The 14334-nt window shown below is 69.4% G+C and carries 15 protein-coding genes; 9 read left to right on the forward strand and 6 right to left on the reverse strand.

The window, feature by feature from the left end; all coding sequences use genetic code 11:
- Nucleotides 1–41: 41 nt before the first annotated feature.
- Nucleotides 42–1484, reverse strand: coding sequence for a DHA2 family efflux MFS transporter permease subunit (locus CLT71_RS04625; protein WP_158242174.1), 1443 nt, complete (start codon nucleotides 1482–1484; stop codon nucleotides 42–44).
- A 107-nt stretch (nucleotides 1485–1591) separates the two neighbouring features.
- Here CLT71_RS04625 and CLT71_RS04630 point away from each other — a divergent pair, with 107 nt between their 5' ends.
- The 4 genes from CLT71_RS04630 (at nucleotide 1592) to CLT71_RS04645 (ending at nucleotide 5005) form a co-directional block, all read left to right on the forward strand.
- The gene (locus tag CLT71_RS04630) at nucleotides 1592–2167 is read left to right on the forward strand and encodes a MarR family transcriptional regulator (RefSeq protein ID WP_101366012.1); all 576 of its coding nucleotides are present in this window, start codon (nucleotides 1592–1594) and stop codon (nucleotides 2165–2167) included.
- Nucleotides 2164–2748 (forward strand): NAD(P)H-dependent oxidoreductase, encoded by a 585-nt coding sequence (locus tag CLT71_RS04635; RefSeq protein ID WP_101366013.1) that lies wholly within the window; start codon nucleotides 2164–2166, stop codon nucleotides 2746–2748. Before CLT71_RS04630 ends, CLT71_RS04635 begins: the two co-directional genes overlap by 4 nt.
- A gap of 25 nt (nucleotides 2749–2773) precedes the next feature.
- Nucleotides 2774–3685 (forward strand): NADP-dependent oxidoreductase, encoded by a 912-nt coding sequence (locus CLT71_RS04640; protein ID WP_101366014.1) that lies wholly within the window; start codon nucleotides 2774–2776, stop codon nucleotides 3683–3685.
- Between the two features lie 810 nt (nucleotides 3686–4495).
- Complete coding sequence (locus CLT71_RS04645; protein WP_101366015.1) at nucleotides 4496–5005, forward strand: deaminase; 510 nt, start codon at nucleotides 4496–4498, stop codon at nucleotides 5003–5005.
- A 51-nt stretch (nucleotides 5006–5056) separates the two neighbouring features.
- Here the strand turns inward: CLT71_RS04645 and CLT71_RS04650 are convergent, their stop codons facing one another.
- The 4 genes from CLT71_RS04650 to CLT71_RS04665 all read right to left on the reverse strand — a co-directional run bounded on the left by CLT71_RS04650 (nucleotide 5057) and on the right by CLT71_RS04665 (nucleotide 8983).
- Nucleotides 5057–6301, reverse strand: a complete 1245-nt coding sequence (locus CLT71_RS04650; protein WP_101366016.1) for an MFS transporter — start codon at nucleotides 6299–6301, stop codon at nucleotides 5057–5059.
- Nucleotide 6302: 1 nt separating this feature from the next.
- The gene (locus tag CLT71_RS04655; protein WP_101366017.1) at nucleotides 6303–6902 is read right to left on the reverse strand and encodes a helix-turn-helix domain-containing protein; all 600 of its coding nucleotides are present in this window, start codon (nucleotides 6900–6902) and stop codon (nucleotides 6303–6305) included.
- 232 nt (nucleotides 6903–7134) lie between these two features.
- A complete protein-coding gene (locus CLT71_RS04660) occupies nucleotides 7135–7914 on the reverse strand; it encodes a class I SAM-dependent methyltransferase (protein WP_101366018.1) in 780 nt (259 codons plus the stop codon).
- Nucleotides 7915–7960: 46 nt separating this feature from the next.
- Nucleotides 7961–8983 (reverse strand): tyrosine-type recombinase/integrase, encoded by a 1023-nt coding sequence (locus CLT71_RS04665; protein WP_101366019.1) that lies wholly within the window; start codon nucleotides 8981–8983, stop codon nucleotides 7961–7963.
- An 86-nt stretch (nucleotides 8984–9069) separates the two neighbouring features.
- Between CLT71_RS04665 and CLT71_RS04670 the strand changes: the two genes are divergently transcribed.
- Nucleotides 9070–9564, forward strand: coding sequence for an HNH endonuclease (locus CLT71_RS04670; RefSeq protein WP_101366020.1), 495 nt, complete (start codon nucleotides 9070–9072; stop codon nucleotides 9562–9564).
- A gap of 194 nt (nucleotides 9565–9758) precedes the next feature.
- Here the strand turns inward: CLT71_RS04670 and CLT71_RS04675 are convergent, their stop codons facing one another.
- Nucleotides 9759–10472 carry a VOC family protein gene (locus CLT71_RS04675; protein WP_101371138.1) on the reverse strand — a complete coding sequence of 238 codons (714 nt, stop codon included), beginning with the start codon at nucleotides 10470–10472 and terminating at the stop codon, nucleotides 9759–9761.
- Nucleotides 10473–10935: 463 nt separating this feature from the next.
- On the opposite strand from CLT71_RS04675, the gene CLT71_RS37370 reads away from it, so the two are divergent.
- The 4 genes from CLT71_RS37370 to CLT71_RS04695 all read left to right on the forward strand — a co-directional run bounded on the left by CLT71_RS37370 (nucleotide 10936) and on the right by CLT71_RS04695 (nucleotide 14184).
- On the forward strand, nucleotides 10936–11724 hold the full coding sequence (locus tag CLT71_RS37370; protein WP_199187509.1) for an SMI1/KNR4 family protein: 789 nt from the start codon (nucleotides 10936–10938) through the stop codon (nucleotides 11722–11724).
- Between the two features lie 37 nt (nucleotides 11725–11761).
- Nucleotides 11762–12514, forward strand: a complete 753-nt coding sequence (locus CLT71_RS04685) for a class I SAM-dependent methyltransferase (protein ID WP_101366021.1) — start codon at nucleotides 11762–11764, stop codon at nucleotides 12512–12514.
- A 71-nt stretch (nucleotides 12515–12585) separates the two neighbouring features.
- Nucleotides 12586–13329 carry a class I SAM-dependent methyltransferase gene (locus CLT71_RS04690; protein WP_101366022.1) on the forward strand — a complete coding sequence of 248 codons (744 nt, stop codon included), beginning with the start codon at nucleotides 12586–12588 and terminating at the stop codon, nucleotides 13327–13329.
- A gap of 315 nt (nucleotides 13330–13644) precedes the next feature.
- On the forward strand, nucleotides 13645–14184 hold the full coding sequence (locus CLT71_RS04695) for a DUF1062 domain-containing protein (RefSeq protein ID WP_486483053.1): 540 nt from the start codon (nucleotides 13645–13647) through the stop codon (nucleotides 14182–14184).
- The last annotated feature ends 150 nt before the right edge of the window (nucleotides 14185–14334 follow it).

Consider the following 14334-nt stretch of genomic DNA (forward strand, 5'->3'; position numbering starts at 1 on the left):
CCGCGAGCCGGCGCCGCTGCCGGCGCGGGCCCGAATGCGCTCTATCGGTTTCTTCGAGGCAGGAACATGGCGAGTGGGAGGAGAAGGACCGCGAACCCGACCGTCCACCAGAAGGTTCTCGCGAACGCGTGAGTGAGGATCTCGGGGGATGCGCCGCCGCTGGCCCGGTCATTGATCTGCTGTTGGAGGATCACAGCGACCAGCGCGGTGCCGAAGGACGCGCCGACACGCTGGATCACGTTGGTGGCGCTGGTCGCACGAGGGATCGCGGAGCGCGGTAGCTGGTGATACGCCGCCGCCATCGTCGGGATCCCCACCGCGCCCAGCCCGATGCCGCGCAGCACGAGAGACGCGATAAGGAGAACGTCGTCGGGGTCGGATGGTAGCTGGGTGTAGGCGAGTGTGCCAGCTGTGGTGATCAACGCGCCGAGGGCTGCCAGTGGTGCGGCGCCGATACGGTCGGCCAGTGGGCCGACGACGGCCAGGGCGAGGGCCGTGCCGATGCCCTGGGGGGCGAGTACGAGGCCCGTGGTGAGCGCGTCGAATCCGCGGGCCTGTTGGTAGTAGAGGGGCAGCAGGAACATCGGACCGTAGAGCGCCGCGCCGGACAGGAACATCAGCGCGGCTGACGCGCTGAACGAGCGGTGCCGGAACAGTCGCAGGTCGATGATGGGCGTCCTGGAGGTACGTAGCGCGTGCGTGACGAACACCGTGAGGAGGGCGAGACCGATCGCGATGGGCGCGAGCACACTGATGGCGGCGAAGCTGGATTCCGCACCCGCCCTGGACAGACCGTAGACGATCGCCACCACGGCCGGTGAGAGCACGGCGAGGCCCAGCACATCAAGCGGGGGGCGGCTCTGGGGTGGATCGGCGGGCAGTTTCCACCAGGCCAGCACGAGGGCGAGTACGCAGACGGGCACGTTGATCAGGAAGATCCAGCGCCACGGCAGGGCGTTGAGCATGAGGCCGCCGAGCACTGGTCCGACGACGGGGACGAGGTTTCCGGGGATGGCGACCAGCGCCATGACCCGGCCGAAGCGGCGCGAGCCGGCTGCCTGCGCGAGGATGACCTGGGTCAGCGGCAGGATCATTCCGGCGCCGAGTCCCTGCACCACCCGGAAGACGATCAGGCTTTCCGCCGACCAGGCAGCCGCGCACAGCACTGAGCCGGCGAGAAACACCGCAAGTGTGCACAGCCAGGTCGCCTTGGCGCCGAACCGATCGACGCACCACCCGGTGAGCGGGATAACCAGCGCCATCGCGAGCAGGTACGCCGTGGACACCCACTGCACGGTTGAGACAGGGGCGGCGAACGCCTGGCCGAGCTGATCCAGCGCGACGCTGATGATGGTGGTGTCCAGCAGCGCGGCCGTCGCGCCGAAGAGCACGATCCCGGCGAGCCGGAGCAGCGCCGGATCCAGCCGATCCGTCGTCGCCGGCGCGGCTGCCGGGTACTCCCCTCTCGTGTCCCGCTCGGTCACGCCTGTCCCGCCCGTGTTCCGACTCATGTGAACCCGCCCCTTCTTGTTGGCATGCCAACAGTATGGCGGAATTGCTGGCATGCCAACGAAGGTGTTAGCGTGAGATCATGACCACTGAGACTGGCGACACGGTGACCGCGACGCCAAAGAGTGAAACACCGGGTGGCGCCCGCGCGCCGCACGTGGGGATAAGCGTCGCCGAGGCGCCGTTGAGCTCGCTGCTACTGCAGGTCGTCCGCGCGCACGCCGCGACCGCGACCGCGATGTTGCAGCGCATCGAACTGGTCGCCCCGCAGGAGCTGGTGCTGCTGTTCCTGCAGGAAAATGGACGATCTCCGCAGTCGGAGATCGTCCATTTTCTCGGGCGCGACCGGTCCACCGTCACCAACACGCTCCAGGCGATGGAGCGCGCCGGCCTCGTCACGCGCACACCGTCCAGCACCGACAAGAGAACGATGATCGTCGCTCTGTCGGGCAAAGGTCGACGGCTCTGTCCCAAGGTCCGCGCGATCTGGTCCGAGCTTGAACGGCTCACCTTCGGTGGGCTGACCGATCAGCAGCGCGCCGACCTCGCCCAGACGCTCACCGAGATCCGCCGCGGCCTACCGGCCCCTGCGGCCCATACCCGACGAGACCCGGCCGACCCTGAGGTACGAGCCGCCCAGGAAAGGACAGCACGATGAGCACCGAGCACTACGAGATCGACGGGCCGCTGCGGATCGCGGTCATCATCGCGAGCACCCGGACCGGACGCTTCGGCGCGACGGTGGGCCGCTGGTTCGTCGCCCGCGCCGAGCAACGCGACGACCTGAAACTCGACGTCATCGACCTGTACGACATCCCGCTACCGGACAACCTGGAGCAGACAGCACAGGTGACGGCATTCACCGCCCGCGTCGGCGCCGCCGACGCTTTCGTCCTTGTCACCCCCGAGTACAACCACGGCTACCCCGCCGCACTGAAACGCGCGATCGACGCCGTCCGCTCCGAATGGCAGGCCAAACCGGTGGGTTTCGTCTCCTACGGCGGACTGGCCGGCGGCCTCCGCGCGGTCGAACAGCTACGCCAGGTCTTCGCCGAGGTACACGCCGTCGGTATCCGCGAGACCGTCAGCTTCCACATGGCACACAAACAGTTCGACTCCCATGGGGAACTCGTCGACCCGCACACCGCCAACACTGCAGCCGCCACGCTGCTGAGTCACCTCACCTGGTGGGCCCAGGCGCTGCGCGCCGCCCGCGTCGCCCAGCCGTACCCTGCCTGATCACCCATTCCAAAGGAACAGCCCGATGGTCACAGCGATCGTGTTCACCGCCTACGGCGGCCCCGACGTGCTACACCCGGTCGAGATCGATCTACCGACGCCCGCGGCGGGCCAGATCCGCGTCCGGGTCAAGGCTGCAGGCGTCAACCCGGTCGACGCCAAACTGCGGCGCGGCGACTTCGCCGCAACCATGCCGGCCGACTTTCCGCAACGCCTCGGCAACGAGTACGCCGGCATCGTTGACCACGTCGGCGACGGCGTAGCCGGTTTCGTGGACGGAGACGAGGTACTCGGCTCGGCCACCGCCCAGGGCTACTGCGAGTACGTCGTCGTCGGTGCCGCCGACGCGGTGCGCAAACCGGCCACCATGCCCTGGACGGTCGCCGCCGGTCTACCCGCGGCCGGCCAGGCCGCCCACACCGCACTGCGCCAGATCGCCGTCAACCCCGGCGACACCGTCCTCATCCACGCCGCCGCCGGCGGCGTAGGCACCATCGCCGTACAACTCGCCCGCTATTGGGGCGCCACCGTCATCGGCACCGCCAGCGAACACAACCACGACTACCTCCGCTCGCTCGGCGCGACTCCGGTCACCTACGGAGACGGCCTCGTCGACCGGATCCGCGCCCTCGCACCCGGAGGCGTCGACGCCGCCCTCGATGCCATCGGCGGCGCCGCGATCACCGCCTCCCTCGTGCTCGTGCGTGACCGGCACCGCATCGGCACCCTTGTCGATGCCGAAGCCGCGAAGACGTTCGGGATACTTCGCGTCGGTACCCGCTCGACCGCCGGGCTTACCGAACTCGTCGCGATGTACGAAGAAGGCAGGCTGCAGCTACCCATCCACGCGACGTTCCCACTCACGCAAGCCAGCCGCGCGCACCACGAGGTACAGACCGGGCACGTCCGTGGCAAGGTCGTCCTGACGGTGGACTGACCCGGACGGCTACGGGAAGTCATCGCCGCCGTCCGCCATGACCTGGCCTCCGACCAGCGAGACCATTGCGAGGCGCTGTTCGCCGACCTGCAACACCGTCCTGGCGGCGACTCGACCGAGTACTCGCGCTGATCCCGTTCTAGGCTGGGCTGCGCTCGGGTGAGGTCGTCGCACTGAACCTGGACGACATCCGCCTGCATGACCTGGCCTCCGACCAGCGAGACCATTGCGAGGCGCTGTTCGCCGACCTGCAACACCGTCCTGGCGGCGACTCGACCGAGTACTCGCGCTGATCCCGTTCTAGGCTGGGCTGCGCTCGGGTGAGGTCGTCGCACTGAACCTGGACGACATCCGCCTGTCCACACGCAAAGGGTTGATCATCGTGCGGTCCGGCAAGGGCAACAAGTACCGCGAGGTCCCCGTGCACGAGCACGCGCAGCTGCGCACCGACGTCGAACTATGGATCGATGACGAACTCATGGGCCACTCCCGCCCGGATCGCACCGGGCGCTACGACTTGCCCACCCAAGCCGACCGTGAGCGCGCCATCAACAGCCTCCCAGTGGACCGCTGGCCAGCAGTCTCACACCTCCGTTGTCGATTTCCGACGTACTCCGATCGGCCTCCTTGTTCGCCGCCGACGTACCCCGACCCCTCGCCGACGGCGTCGGCCGAGCCCCGCTCGCGGCCACTCCCTCGGCCCGACCGCGCTCTCCGGATCGCCGGCGGGCCGGCACGGCAGACGGCGGTACCCGCTGCCGCGTCGGGCCGGATGAGTGGCGGGACCGGGCCGGCCCGTCTCGGCAGGGCATGAAGGGCGGCACCGCACAGGACCGGCGGTGGTTGCGGACCGCCATCGAACTGTCCCGGCTCTCGCCACCCTCGCCGACCCACTACGCCGTCGGCGCGATCATCGTCGGCCAGCACGGTGCCGTGCTGGCCACCGGCTACACCGGGGAGACCGACCCGCACCACCACGCCGAGGAGGCCGCCCTGGCGAAGTTCACCGCCCGCACGCCGCCCTGCTCGACGCCGCCGGCCGCGCTGGAGCTGTCCCGGGCGACGCTCTACACCTCGATGGAGCCCTGCACCGTACGCAGGTCACGGCCGGAGCCCTGCACCGGTCTGCTGCTCGACGCCGGGATCGCGCGGGTGGTACTGGCGCTACGCGAGCCGCTGCTCTTCGCCGACTGCGACGGTGTGCGTACCCTGCGCGAGGGCGGAGTCGAGGTCGTCGAGATCAGCGAACTGGCCCCTCTCGTGGTGGCGATCAACGCCCACCTGCTCGGCCCCGCCGACGGTCCCCGGAACGGCTGGTGAAGCCCGCGCGGACGAGGCGGAGGTGCCGGGCCGAGGTGCAGGGCGGCGTACTCAGGCCGGGACGGCGGGCGCGAGTTCGGGCCGTACCGGTGCGGGTCTGGGGAGGGCGAGCAGCACGACCGTACCGGCCAGGCAGTAGACGACGCCCTGGGTGGCGATGACCGGCAGGATGCCGAGTCGGTCGCCGAGGGTGCCCGCCGCGACCGTGCCGAGCAGCATCGCCGCGCCATTCACCGCGGTGGTCGCGCCGAACACCCGTCCCCGATGGCCGTCGTCCGTCGCGTTCTGGAAGATCGTCGTGCCGCCCGCCGCCATGAACGCGGCCGGCAGCCCGACGATCGCGATCAGCAGCGGCGCGGGCCACAGCGCCGGGACCGCCAACGGATACAGGAACAGCACCAGGTCCAGAGCGCCGAAGAGCACCGCACCCCAGCCGAAGAGCTTCCGTGCGGTGAAGCGGTGCGCCACCAGTGTCGCGACGAGTCCACCGACGATGCCGCCGACCGCCTGGGCCGCCATGATCAGGCCGAAGGCGCGGGCACTGCCGCCGAGCACGTCGTGCACGAACGGCGCCATCAGGGTGCCCATGATGGCCTCGCCGACGCCGGTGACGGCGGTGAAGACCAGGAAGACCCGCAGGGTACGGCGGGAGAGCGCGACCCGGATCCCCTCGGTCCACTGCCGCAGCAGGCGCGGTCGCATCGTGGCGACGGACCCGGGCCGGGCACGGATCCGCCAGATCAGCCCGGCGGCGAGCGCGAACGTCAGCATGTTGACAAGGCTCAGCACCGTGATGCCGCCGAACCCGACGATCACCCCGCCAGCCGCGGCCCCGACCAGTCGCGCCACGTCTCTGACCTGGGCGTTTAGCGAGTTGACCGTGACGAGGTGGTCGGGCGGCACCAGCGTCGGCACGAGCGCCGCCTCGGCAGCGGTGAAGAACGGTGCAAGGCAGCTCCGTACCGCGATCACCAGATAGACCAGCCAGACCTGATCGGCGTGCCGCACCGCCAGCAGCGGCAACAGGGCGACCAGCATCAGCAGATTCGCCGCCACCATCGTGCGCCGGCGGTCCCACCGGTCGGCGTAGACGCCGGCAACCGATCCGAGCATGATCTGCGGAAGCAGCGAGGCAAGCACCGAGCCGGCGGCGGCAAGGGTGGATCCGGTCAGGACGTAGACCTGGTAGGCGAGCCCGGTACGCAGGATCCAGTCACCGGTCAGCGAGATCAGGTTCGCCCCGAGCAGCAGCCGCAGGTCGGGGTTGGCCGCGACGATTCGCCAGAGCCGTCGCACCTCAGCCGCCCGACGGCGTCGCGGGCAGCGGTGTGACGACGAGCGTCAGATTCACGGGTACGGCGTCCGCGGGTCGTTTGTCGGCTTCTCCGAGCGGTCGCCGCCGCGCCAGCGGGGTCACCAGCTCGTCCCAGGCGCGTCTGAGTTCGGTCAGTTCCTCGATGGTGAGATAGAGCAGGCTCTGCGAGACGCCTACCTGCTCGGCCCAGCCGGCATCCTCGGCGGTGCGCCGCCGCTGCCAGTCCGCGAGCTGCGCGGCGGCCTCGTCGACGAGGTACCGGTCGAGCAGGCCGAGTGACTCCCACGCCTCGGAGGACCCTTCCGGCACCTCGAACCGGTACGAGGCGGCGGTGATCCGCCACGGCCGCTCGCGGTTGTCTCCGGCGTCGGCGTGCTCGACGAAGCCGTACTTGGCGAGTTGGCGAAGGTGGTGCGAGGCGAGCGCCTGGCTGATGCCGAGCTGCCGGGCGGCCTCGGCGGCCGTGATGGAGCCCTCGCGACCGACGAGGGCGTGCATCCGGAGCCGGAGTGGGTGCGCGAGCGCCCGCAGCACGAGGGGGTCACGGACGACGCGCTGCCGGGAACCCGATTCCAAGGACATGCTTGGAATCTCCTGCACACTCCACGCGATGTCAAGCAGATGCTTGGAATCGTTGCCGTGCTCGCGCGAACGTCCGGTCTCGACCGGCAGCAGGCGAGCTGTCAGGTGTCGGTTCGGCGAAGGTGGACGACGAGCGCTCCGCGACCGTCGCGGTCGGTCCGCGTGACGCGTACGCCCAGCCGCTCGGTGGGGCTCGCACCCGAGGACGCCGTGTCCGGCCGCCGGGGCGGCTTCACAGGCGTCGGGCGCGCAGCACGCAGGTCAGCATCGGCAGGGTGAACTCGCCGTCGGCGGTCTCCGGCCGGCTGGCGAGAAAAGCCCGGATCCGGTCGCAGGTGGCCTGCCGGTCCCGCTCCGGCATGACCAACATCCCGGCCCTGGTGGCGAGGGTCGCGACGAGGGAGTCGGCGGTACGGCGCTGCCCGTGCGGGAACTCGACCTGCTCCGCCGAGCCGAACCGGGCATCCCCGCCGGTCTTCGGAAGGTACGCCTCGGCGGTCTCGGCGCGCCAACTGGCGGGCGTGTCACGGGGGCCGATGGCCGCGCTTCCGCTGACCCGCGCCAACCCGGCGACCCAGTCGACCCGGTCGTCCACGACGTTCCACAGTCCGGCCAGGATTCCGCCAGGCGCCAGTACCCGGGCGATCTCCGGCCCGGCGACGGCCATGTCGAACCAGTGCATGGCGTTGCCGGCCAGTACGGCGTCGACGGACGCGTCCGGCAACGGTATCGCCTCGGCGCTGCCCGACAGTGCACGAACATCCGGCAGTGCCCGGTGCAGCTCGGCCAGCATCGCCGGGTCGGGCTCGACCGCGGCGACGTCGGCGTCCAGCTCGACGAGCGTGGCGGTGAGCTTTCCGGTGCCGGCGCCGAGATCGAGGACCCGCGGGCCGGGCGCCGGGTCGAGCGCCCAGCGCACCGCCGCCCGCGCGTAGTCCGGGCGATGGTCGGCGTAGGCGGTCGCCGCCGCACCGAACGACGAGGCGAGCCGGAGCTGATTGTGCTGTTCCACGGGAGCAACCTATCGATCGCGGAGACGACGTGCGAGGCACCGGTGCTCAGGAGGGGGCCGCCCCGCCACTCCCGCTCCCCCGTCGCCGGGCCCGGGCCGCCCAGAGGACGTACGCGGGATCGCGGTCGAGGTTGTGCCGGTCCCGGTCGTAGCGGCGGGTGGTACGCGGGTCCGCATGTCCCATCGCATCCTGTACGTCCTCAAGGGACACTCCTTCGGCCCGGGCCGTGGTGGCGAAGGCGTGCCGCAGCGAGTGCGGTGACAGCCTCGCCCAGGAGTGAATGCCCGCCGCCCGGGCGAGTCGGCGGACCAGTCGGAACACCGTGTTCCGATTCAGCCGGGCACCGGTCGCGGTGACCAGCAGTGGACCGGTCAACTCCGGCACGGTGCGCCCCTGGGCGGCGGCCCGGGCGGCCAGATAGGCGTCCACGGCGTAGGCGGTGGCCGGGGTGAGGGCACGGCGACGCACCTTGCCACCCTTGCCGACGAAGCGGATGCTGCGATGCCCGCGCTCGGTACCCAGGTCGGTCAGGTCCAGCGAGATCAGCTCGCCGACCCGCAGTCCCAGGTCGGCGAGCAGGGCGATGGTGGCCCGGTTCCGGATGGCGGTCGGTCCGGTGTCGGCCTCGGCGGCGGCCAGCAGCGCGTCGACCTCGTCGGGGCTCAGCCCGATGGTCGCCGAGTGGTCCCGGTCGACCCGTGGCCGGTCGGCGGCGGCCACCGGATTGGCGTCGACGGCGTGCAGCCTGACCAGGAACTCGTACCAGCTGGAAAGCGCGGAGAGGCGGCGGGCGACGGTGGCCGGGGTGAGCGGGCGGCCACTGCGCATGCCCAGCGTCGCCTCCAACTCCCGGGCGTACGCGTTGACGTCGAGAAAGGTGGCCCGCAGCGGGTCCAGGTCTCGGCCGGCGCACCAGCGCAGCCAGCCGGCGACGTCCCGCCGGTACGCCTCGCGGGTGTGTTCCGACAGCCGCCGGTTGTGCAGCCAGGCCTCGGTGAAGTCGGCGGGCCCGGCGGTTGCCAGCGCCGGGCTGCTCGACCTGCGCGGCACGACTTCGGAAGACCGCATGCGAGAAAGACTCTCAGGTCGGCTGTGGAAACGTGTCGAGGCGCGCCCGGCACGACGGCGTCGGAGCTGCCCGCTAGTCTCCCGACGTGCTCTCCCAGATCAGGGGCCTGTCCCGGCACTTCACCGAGGAGACCCTCCGGACCTACCTGCTCGACCGCTCGGTACGCACCGAGGACGGCTGCCTCGTCATCCGCGGCTACGGCAGCCGGCGGGGCGTGCACCAGAAGGTCGCGGGTCGGGCCTGGGCACACATCGCCGCGTACGTCGTCTTCGTCGGCGACCACGATCCCGAGCTGGATGTCGACCACGTCTGCGGGGTGCCGGACTGTATAGAACCAACCCACCTGCGTCAGGTCAGCCGGGCCGAGAACTGTCGTGACCGCAAGCAGCAGCCTCGGTGCCACAATGGCCATGACCGTGAACTCGACCCCCGCACCGGCCGCTACCGAAAGGTCTGCCGGCGGTGCAACAGCGACGCGCAGCAGCGGTGGCGCGAACGGCAGGCCCGCGATGTTGCCGAGGGCCGTGCCAGCTACGGCTCCGGCCGTGGTCTCCAGACCAGAGATGACGGTAAGAGCTGAGGGCTGATCGTGGTCTGATCCGGCCCGTAGCATGCCGTTCCGTTCCGTTTGGTGACGGTCCTCGGGCGGCGGTTCCGACGACTCGCCGAGGCTGCTGTCCCGGCTGGTCTGCGAGTGCCTGCTCTCGTCTCGGCCGACGCCGTGCCCTGGCTGAGGCCTTGAGCCAGGACACGGCGGCGGCCGAATTGCGGCAGCTAGGACAGCGCCGCCGCAAGGTCGGTAGCGGCCTCGTGCGCGGCGGCAGCCCGGGTGGCTTCGTCCGCGCTCAGAGCGACACGGTCGACGCGGGCCAGCATCTCGGCCGCCGTGGCCGGATCGTTCAGGACCATCGCCACCTCAGCGCGGTACACGAGCACCTCCACCAACGCGACCGGGTCGTCGTCTGGCTCGGGATGGGCCAGTGCACTGTCAAGAATCCGAGCCGCCTGTCGGGCGTCCCCTCTGGAGTCGGACTGCACGACGGCGTTCGCCATCGCCTTGCCCAGCCGCCCGGTCTGCGTCGGCGCACTGGAGGCCGGAGCGTTCTGGAAGACACGGATCCAGTTGCCGCCTGGATCGATGACGCTGAAGCCGCTCAGCCCGTCGGCGTTCTTCCGGGGCCGGGGCCGGGTCATCCGCGGCGTCCCGGAGACCAGGACCTTGCCGTACGCGGCGCGCATTCCCGCCGCGAAAGCCCGGTACAGCTGCCCCGTGTCCGAGGTCAGCACGATGCACGAACCGTAGGACTGCGCCGGATCGAACCCCGGGATCTCGAAGAACTGCAGATGTAGATCCTCACGTTGCAACCCCGCGGCCGGGTTGGGTTTGCGCTGCTTGTAGGTGGTGTGGAAACCGAGCACCTCGTAGAAGGCGACGATGTCGTCGATGGACGCGCAGGGCAGCAGGGGAACGGTTATCTCGTTGGTCACCCGTACTTCGTAGCTGCCGTCAATGGACACATGCCCATGGAATTGGCCGATCGTCAGCGACAGACGACCGAACGGCCGATGCAGCGCAAGGTGCGCCGGTCCGTCGCAGCGCCGGACGCCCCGCCGGCCACGGCTGCGCCACTCCGGGCTGGCCCAGCTCGCCGCCAAGGGTCGCGGCGCCGCCGAACTCCAGGGCGAGCCCTGCTGCCGGACCGGCTTCACCGGCCCCACTTACACCATTCCAAGCCCTTACGGCCAAGAACTGTCATTATGATGTACCCCCGTCGCGAGGTTCCCGCAGCCCAGGAAGTTGGTGATTACTGGATTATCGGTAATGGCAATACGGTAATGGCCGCCTGCTGGCTGGTCCGAAAGTTGCCCAGCCGATGCGGAGCACAGTGGATCCGTGGCGGTTCCGGGCCCCGTGACGGCCGGACGGAACCGCCGGCATGAGAATGGCGGCATGACCGGCCAGGATCAGGGCGCTACCACGCTCAGTGCGGCGCGGTCGATCGACGACCCGGGCACGGTCACCTTGTGGCGGTCCGTCGGGCAGGACGAGCTCGACGCGGTTGCGTCATCAGGATGGTGCGCTTGGCCGTCTCGGCTACCGGATCAGCCGATCTTCTCTTGCGTACCTGATCGGCACCTCGCCGTGCGGACCTGTCGCGAGCGGACCGTGCTCGCCGAGGGTGTGGGATACGTGGTCCACTTCGACGTCCCTCGGCGATTCCTGGATCGGTTCGAGGTGGTCCAGGGTGCCCGTCGCGATGAGGTCGAGTATCGGATTTCGGCGAGCGAGGTTGCCGAGCTCAACGCCCACGTCATCGGCGCCATCATGGAGGAGGCCGACTACCGGGGCCCGGTCGCTGACGCCGAGTTCGCTGACGCCGAGCGGGCCCTTGACCGGCCACTGCCACGAGCCTGGCGAGGCTACCTGCAAGGCGAGTCCTGGTTCCGGCGAGGATGGCTGACCAGCGAAAGTTATGTGTGGCTCAACACCCCACGCGAGATGCTCGAACTACACGAGGCGTGGGATGAGGCCACCGAGGCACACCCCGGCATCGCGATTATCGGTGGTAACGGTTCCCGTGAGCAGCTGGTGCTGGATCTGCGAGAGGATCCCGCGCCGGTGCTGCTCCTCGACATCACCAGCGCCGGGTGGGAGACCGGGATACGGCAGGCTGGCGATGTCAGCCAACTCATCGACCGCATCGAGAGTGGCGAGTTCAGGTACAGCTTCGATGAGTGAAGGTACCCGGTGGGGCATCGGTGGATATGGTCCCCGGATGCCCGACGCGATTTTTGCCCACCCCCTCCTCGCACGTGTCTACGACGCTTTCGATGGAGACCGCGACGACCTGGCCGCCTATCTCGCCATCGCCGACGAGTTGGCCACGAGCCTCGTGCTTGACGTCGGTTGTGGGACGGGATCTCTGGCGGTCCTGCTCGCTGAACGGGGCTACCAGGTCGTGGGCGTCGACCCGGCCGAGGCATCACTGAGGGTCGCGAAGCTGAAAGCTCAGGCGGAGCGGATCCGGTGGATTCACGGCGACGTCACGGCGCTGCCGGCGCTCGATGCCGACCTGGCGACGATGACCGGAAACGTGGCTCAGGTCTTCCTCACCGACAACGACTGGGCGCAGACCCTCCAGGGCATCCACGCCACCCTTCGCCCGAACGGCTATCTCGTGTTCGAAACCAGACGCCCCGAACGTCGCGCCTGGGCGGAGTGGGCGGCGGACATCGATCCAGTCACCCTCGACATCCCCGGCATCGGACCGGTGGAACGCCGCCTTGAGGTCACCGACATCAGCCTTCCCTTCGTCTCCTTCCGGTACGTCTACCGGTTCCTGACCAATGGTGAGGTCGTCACTTCTGACTCAACCCTCCGTTTCCGGACCCGCGACGAGGTCGAATCGAGCCTGGCCGCCAACGGCTACCGAGTCCTCGACGTGCGGGAGGCACCCGATCGCCCGGGTCGGGAGTTCGTGTTCATCGCCGAACGTTCGCCCCAGAGCAAGCCAGCCCGAGCAACCTGACCCTCCCCTGCCGGTCACTGAACCCCAAATTCGTTGGACAGTTGCGCTGGCCGGTGGAGATTGTTGGCCACATGCGACAGGACGAGATCTGGGACGCCGAGGCCGCCGAGAGCTACGACAGCCCGGGCACCGGGATGTTCGCTCCCGAGGTTCTCGGACCCACCGTGGACCGGCTCGCCGAACTTGCCGGTGCCGGGCCGGCGCTGGAGTTCGCCATCGGAACCGGGCGGGTCGCCGTCCCGCTTCGCGAACGTGGCGTGCCGGTCAGCGGCATCGAGCTGTCCCGTCCGATGGTCGACCGCCTGCGGGCCAAGGCCGACGAGCGGCGCATTCCGGTCGTCGTCGGCGACATGGCCACCGCCTCCACCGGCCAGCGGCACACCCTCGTCTACCTCGTCTACAACACCATCTCGAATCTGCTGACCCAGGCCGAACAGGTCGCGTGCTTCCACAACGCCGCCCGCCACCTGCTGCCCGGTGGTCGGTTCGTCATCGAACTCTGGGTACCTGAGCTGCGCAAACTCCCACCCGGCCAGCAGGCGGTGGTCTTCGCGACCCACCCTGGCTACATCGGTCTGGACACCTACGACCTCCTGCGGCAACAGGTGGTTTCGCACCACTTCCGCTTCGGCGAGGGTGGGGACGCCCGGGTGTTCCGCAGCCCGCACCGCTACATCTGGCCGGCCGAGCTGGACCTGATGGCACAGTTGGCCGGCTTCGAGTTGGAGTCCAGGCACGCGGACTGGACCGGTTCGGAGTTCACCGCCGACTCCCGGTCCCATGTCTCCGTCTACCGGCTCCCGCCAGCCGACTGAGGCCGGCTCGACCACGGTAACGGCCCACGGGCGCCCGGGACGGCAGTGCCGGCCTGGAAACCGGTTGAGCCTTTCCTGGCGTACCCGTATGTTGCCTACGACCCGTCGCCCAGAGGACTGAGGACAAGATCGCGTGACCCCGCCTGCTCTCTAGACCTGACATCTTCTTCCGCTCACCTGTAGCCGACGGTCCCGTCGGTTCTGCCGGGCTGCCCCTGTGCGCCCGGTCATACAGCGCTTGAGGCCGCGCGCAATCGGCCTCTGTCAGGTCTTGAGAAATCAGGTCGAGAGATCATGTCTTCACAACCTCATATCGTGCTGCCCTGGGTCGTTCGCCGGACCAGGCTGCCGCTGCTGTCGGTGCGGTGCCCGGACTGCCCGTCGAGGTCGGCCACCACCGGCCAGGGCAGGTTCCGCGTCAACGCCAACGGCAAGCTGCTCGACGTGTGGCTGCTGGTCCGCTGCGTGTCCTGCGATCGGACGAGCAAGATCACCGTGTACGAACGAAGGCCGGTCAGGTCCTTCGACCCGGCCGAGCTGCGCGGGTACCGGGTGAACGATCCGGCACTTGTGGCGGGCCGGTTGTTGGATCCGCTACTGGCCCGACGCAACCGCTTCCGATTGGACTGGACGGGAGCCTGGCGGCTGGACATCCCGTCGACCCGGCTCGACGAGGCGTGGCCGATCCAGGTGGAGGTCATCTTCGAGGATCCGATACCGGTACGCCCGGAACGGCTCATCGCGCAGGGACTCGGCCTCAGCCGGAGCGAGGTACTGCGCCGGGTCAAGTGCGACATTCCGCTGCACCGTACGACGAGCGCCGGATTCACCTTCGTGGTGATGGCCGGAGACTAGGAAGAGTGTGGCCGGGCGGGGCATCCGACCGCCCGGCCAGCGCCCTTGCGGGACAGCCGTCGACTGTGGTGATCGCTGATGTGTCGTGAGTCGCCGTTAGCATTCCGCGCATGAGTTACGGGATCACCGCATATGCGGTTGATATCGAGA

The sequence above is a fragment of the Plantactinospora sp. CNZ320 genome (assembly GCF_002846275.1).

What these genes read in the sequence shown, in the direction of transcription:
- CLT71_RS04630 (WP_101366012.1), top strand. Translation starts at nt 1,592, where the DNA reads ATGACCACTGAGACTGGCGACACGGTGACCGCGACGCCAAAGAGTGAA.
- CLT71_RS04635 (WP_101366013.1), top strand. Translation starts at nt 2,164, where the DNA reads ATGAGCACCGAGCACTACGAGATCGACGGGCCGCTGCGGATCGCGGTC.
- CLT71_RS04640 (WP_101366014.1), top strand. Translation starts at nt 2,774, where the DNA reads ATGGTCACAGCGATCGTGTTCACCGCCTACGGCGGCCCCGACGTGCTA.
- CLT71_RS04645 (WP_101366015.1), top strand. Translation starts at nt 4,496, where the DNA reads ATGAAGGGCGGCACCGCACAGGACCGGCGGTGGTTGCGGACCGCCATC.
- CLT71_RS04655 (WP_101366017.1), bottom strand. Translation starts at nt 6,902, where the DNA reads ATGTCCTTGGAATCGGGTTCCCGGCAGCGCGTCGTCCGTGACCCCCTC.
- CLT71_RS04665 (WP_101366019.1), bottom strand. Translation starts at nt 8,983, where the DNA reads ATGCGGTCTTCCGAAGTCGTGCCGCGCAGGTCGAGCAGCCCGGCGCTG.
- CLT71_RS37370 (WP_199187509.1), top strand. Translation starts at nt 10,936, where the DNA reads ATGACCGGCCAGGATCAGGGCGCTACCACGCTCAGTGCGGCGCGGTCG.
- CLT71_RS04685 (WP_101366021.1), top strand. Translation starts at nt 11,762, where the DNA reads ATGCCCGACGCGATTTTTGCCCACCCCCTCCTCGCACGTGTCTACGAC.
- CLT71_RS04690 (WP_101366022.1), top strand. Translation starts at nt 12,586, where the DNA reads ATGCGACAGGACGAGATCTGGGACGCCGAGGCCGCCGAGAGCTACGAC.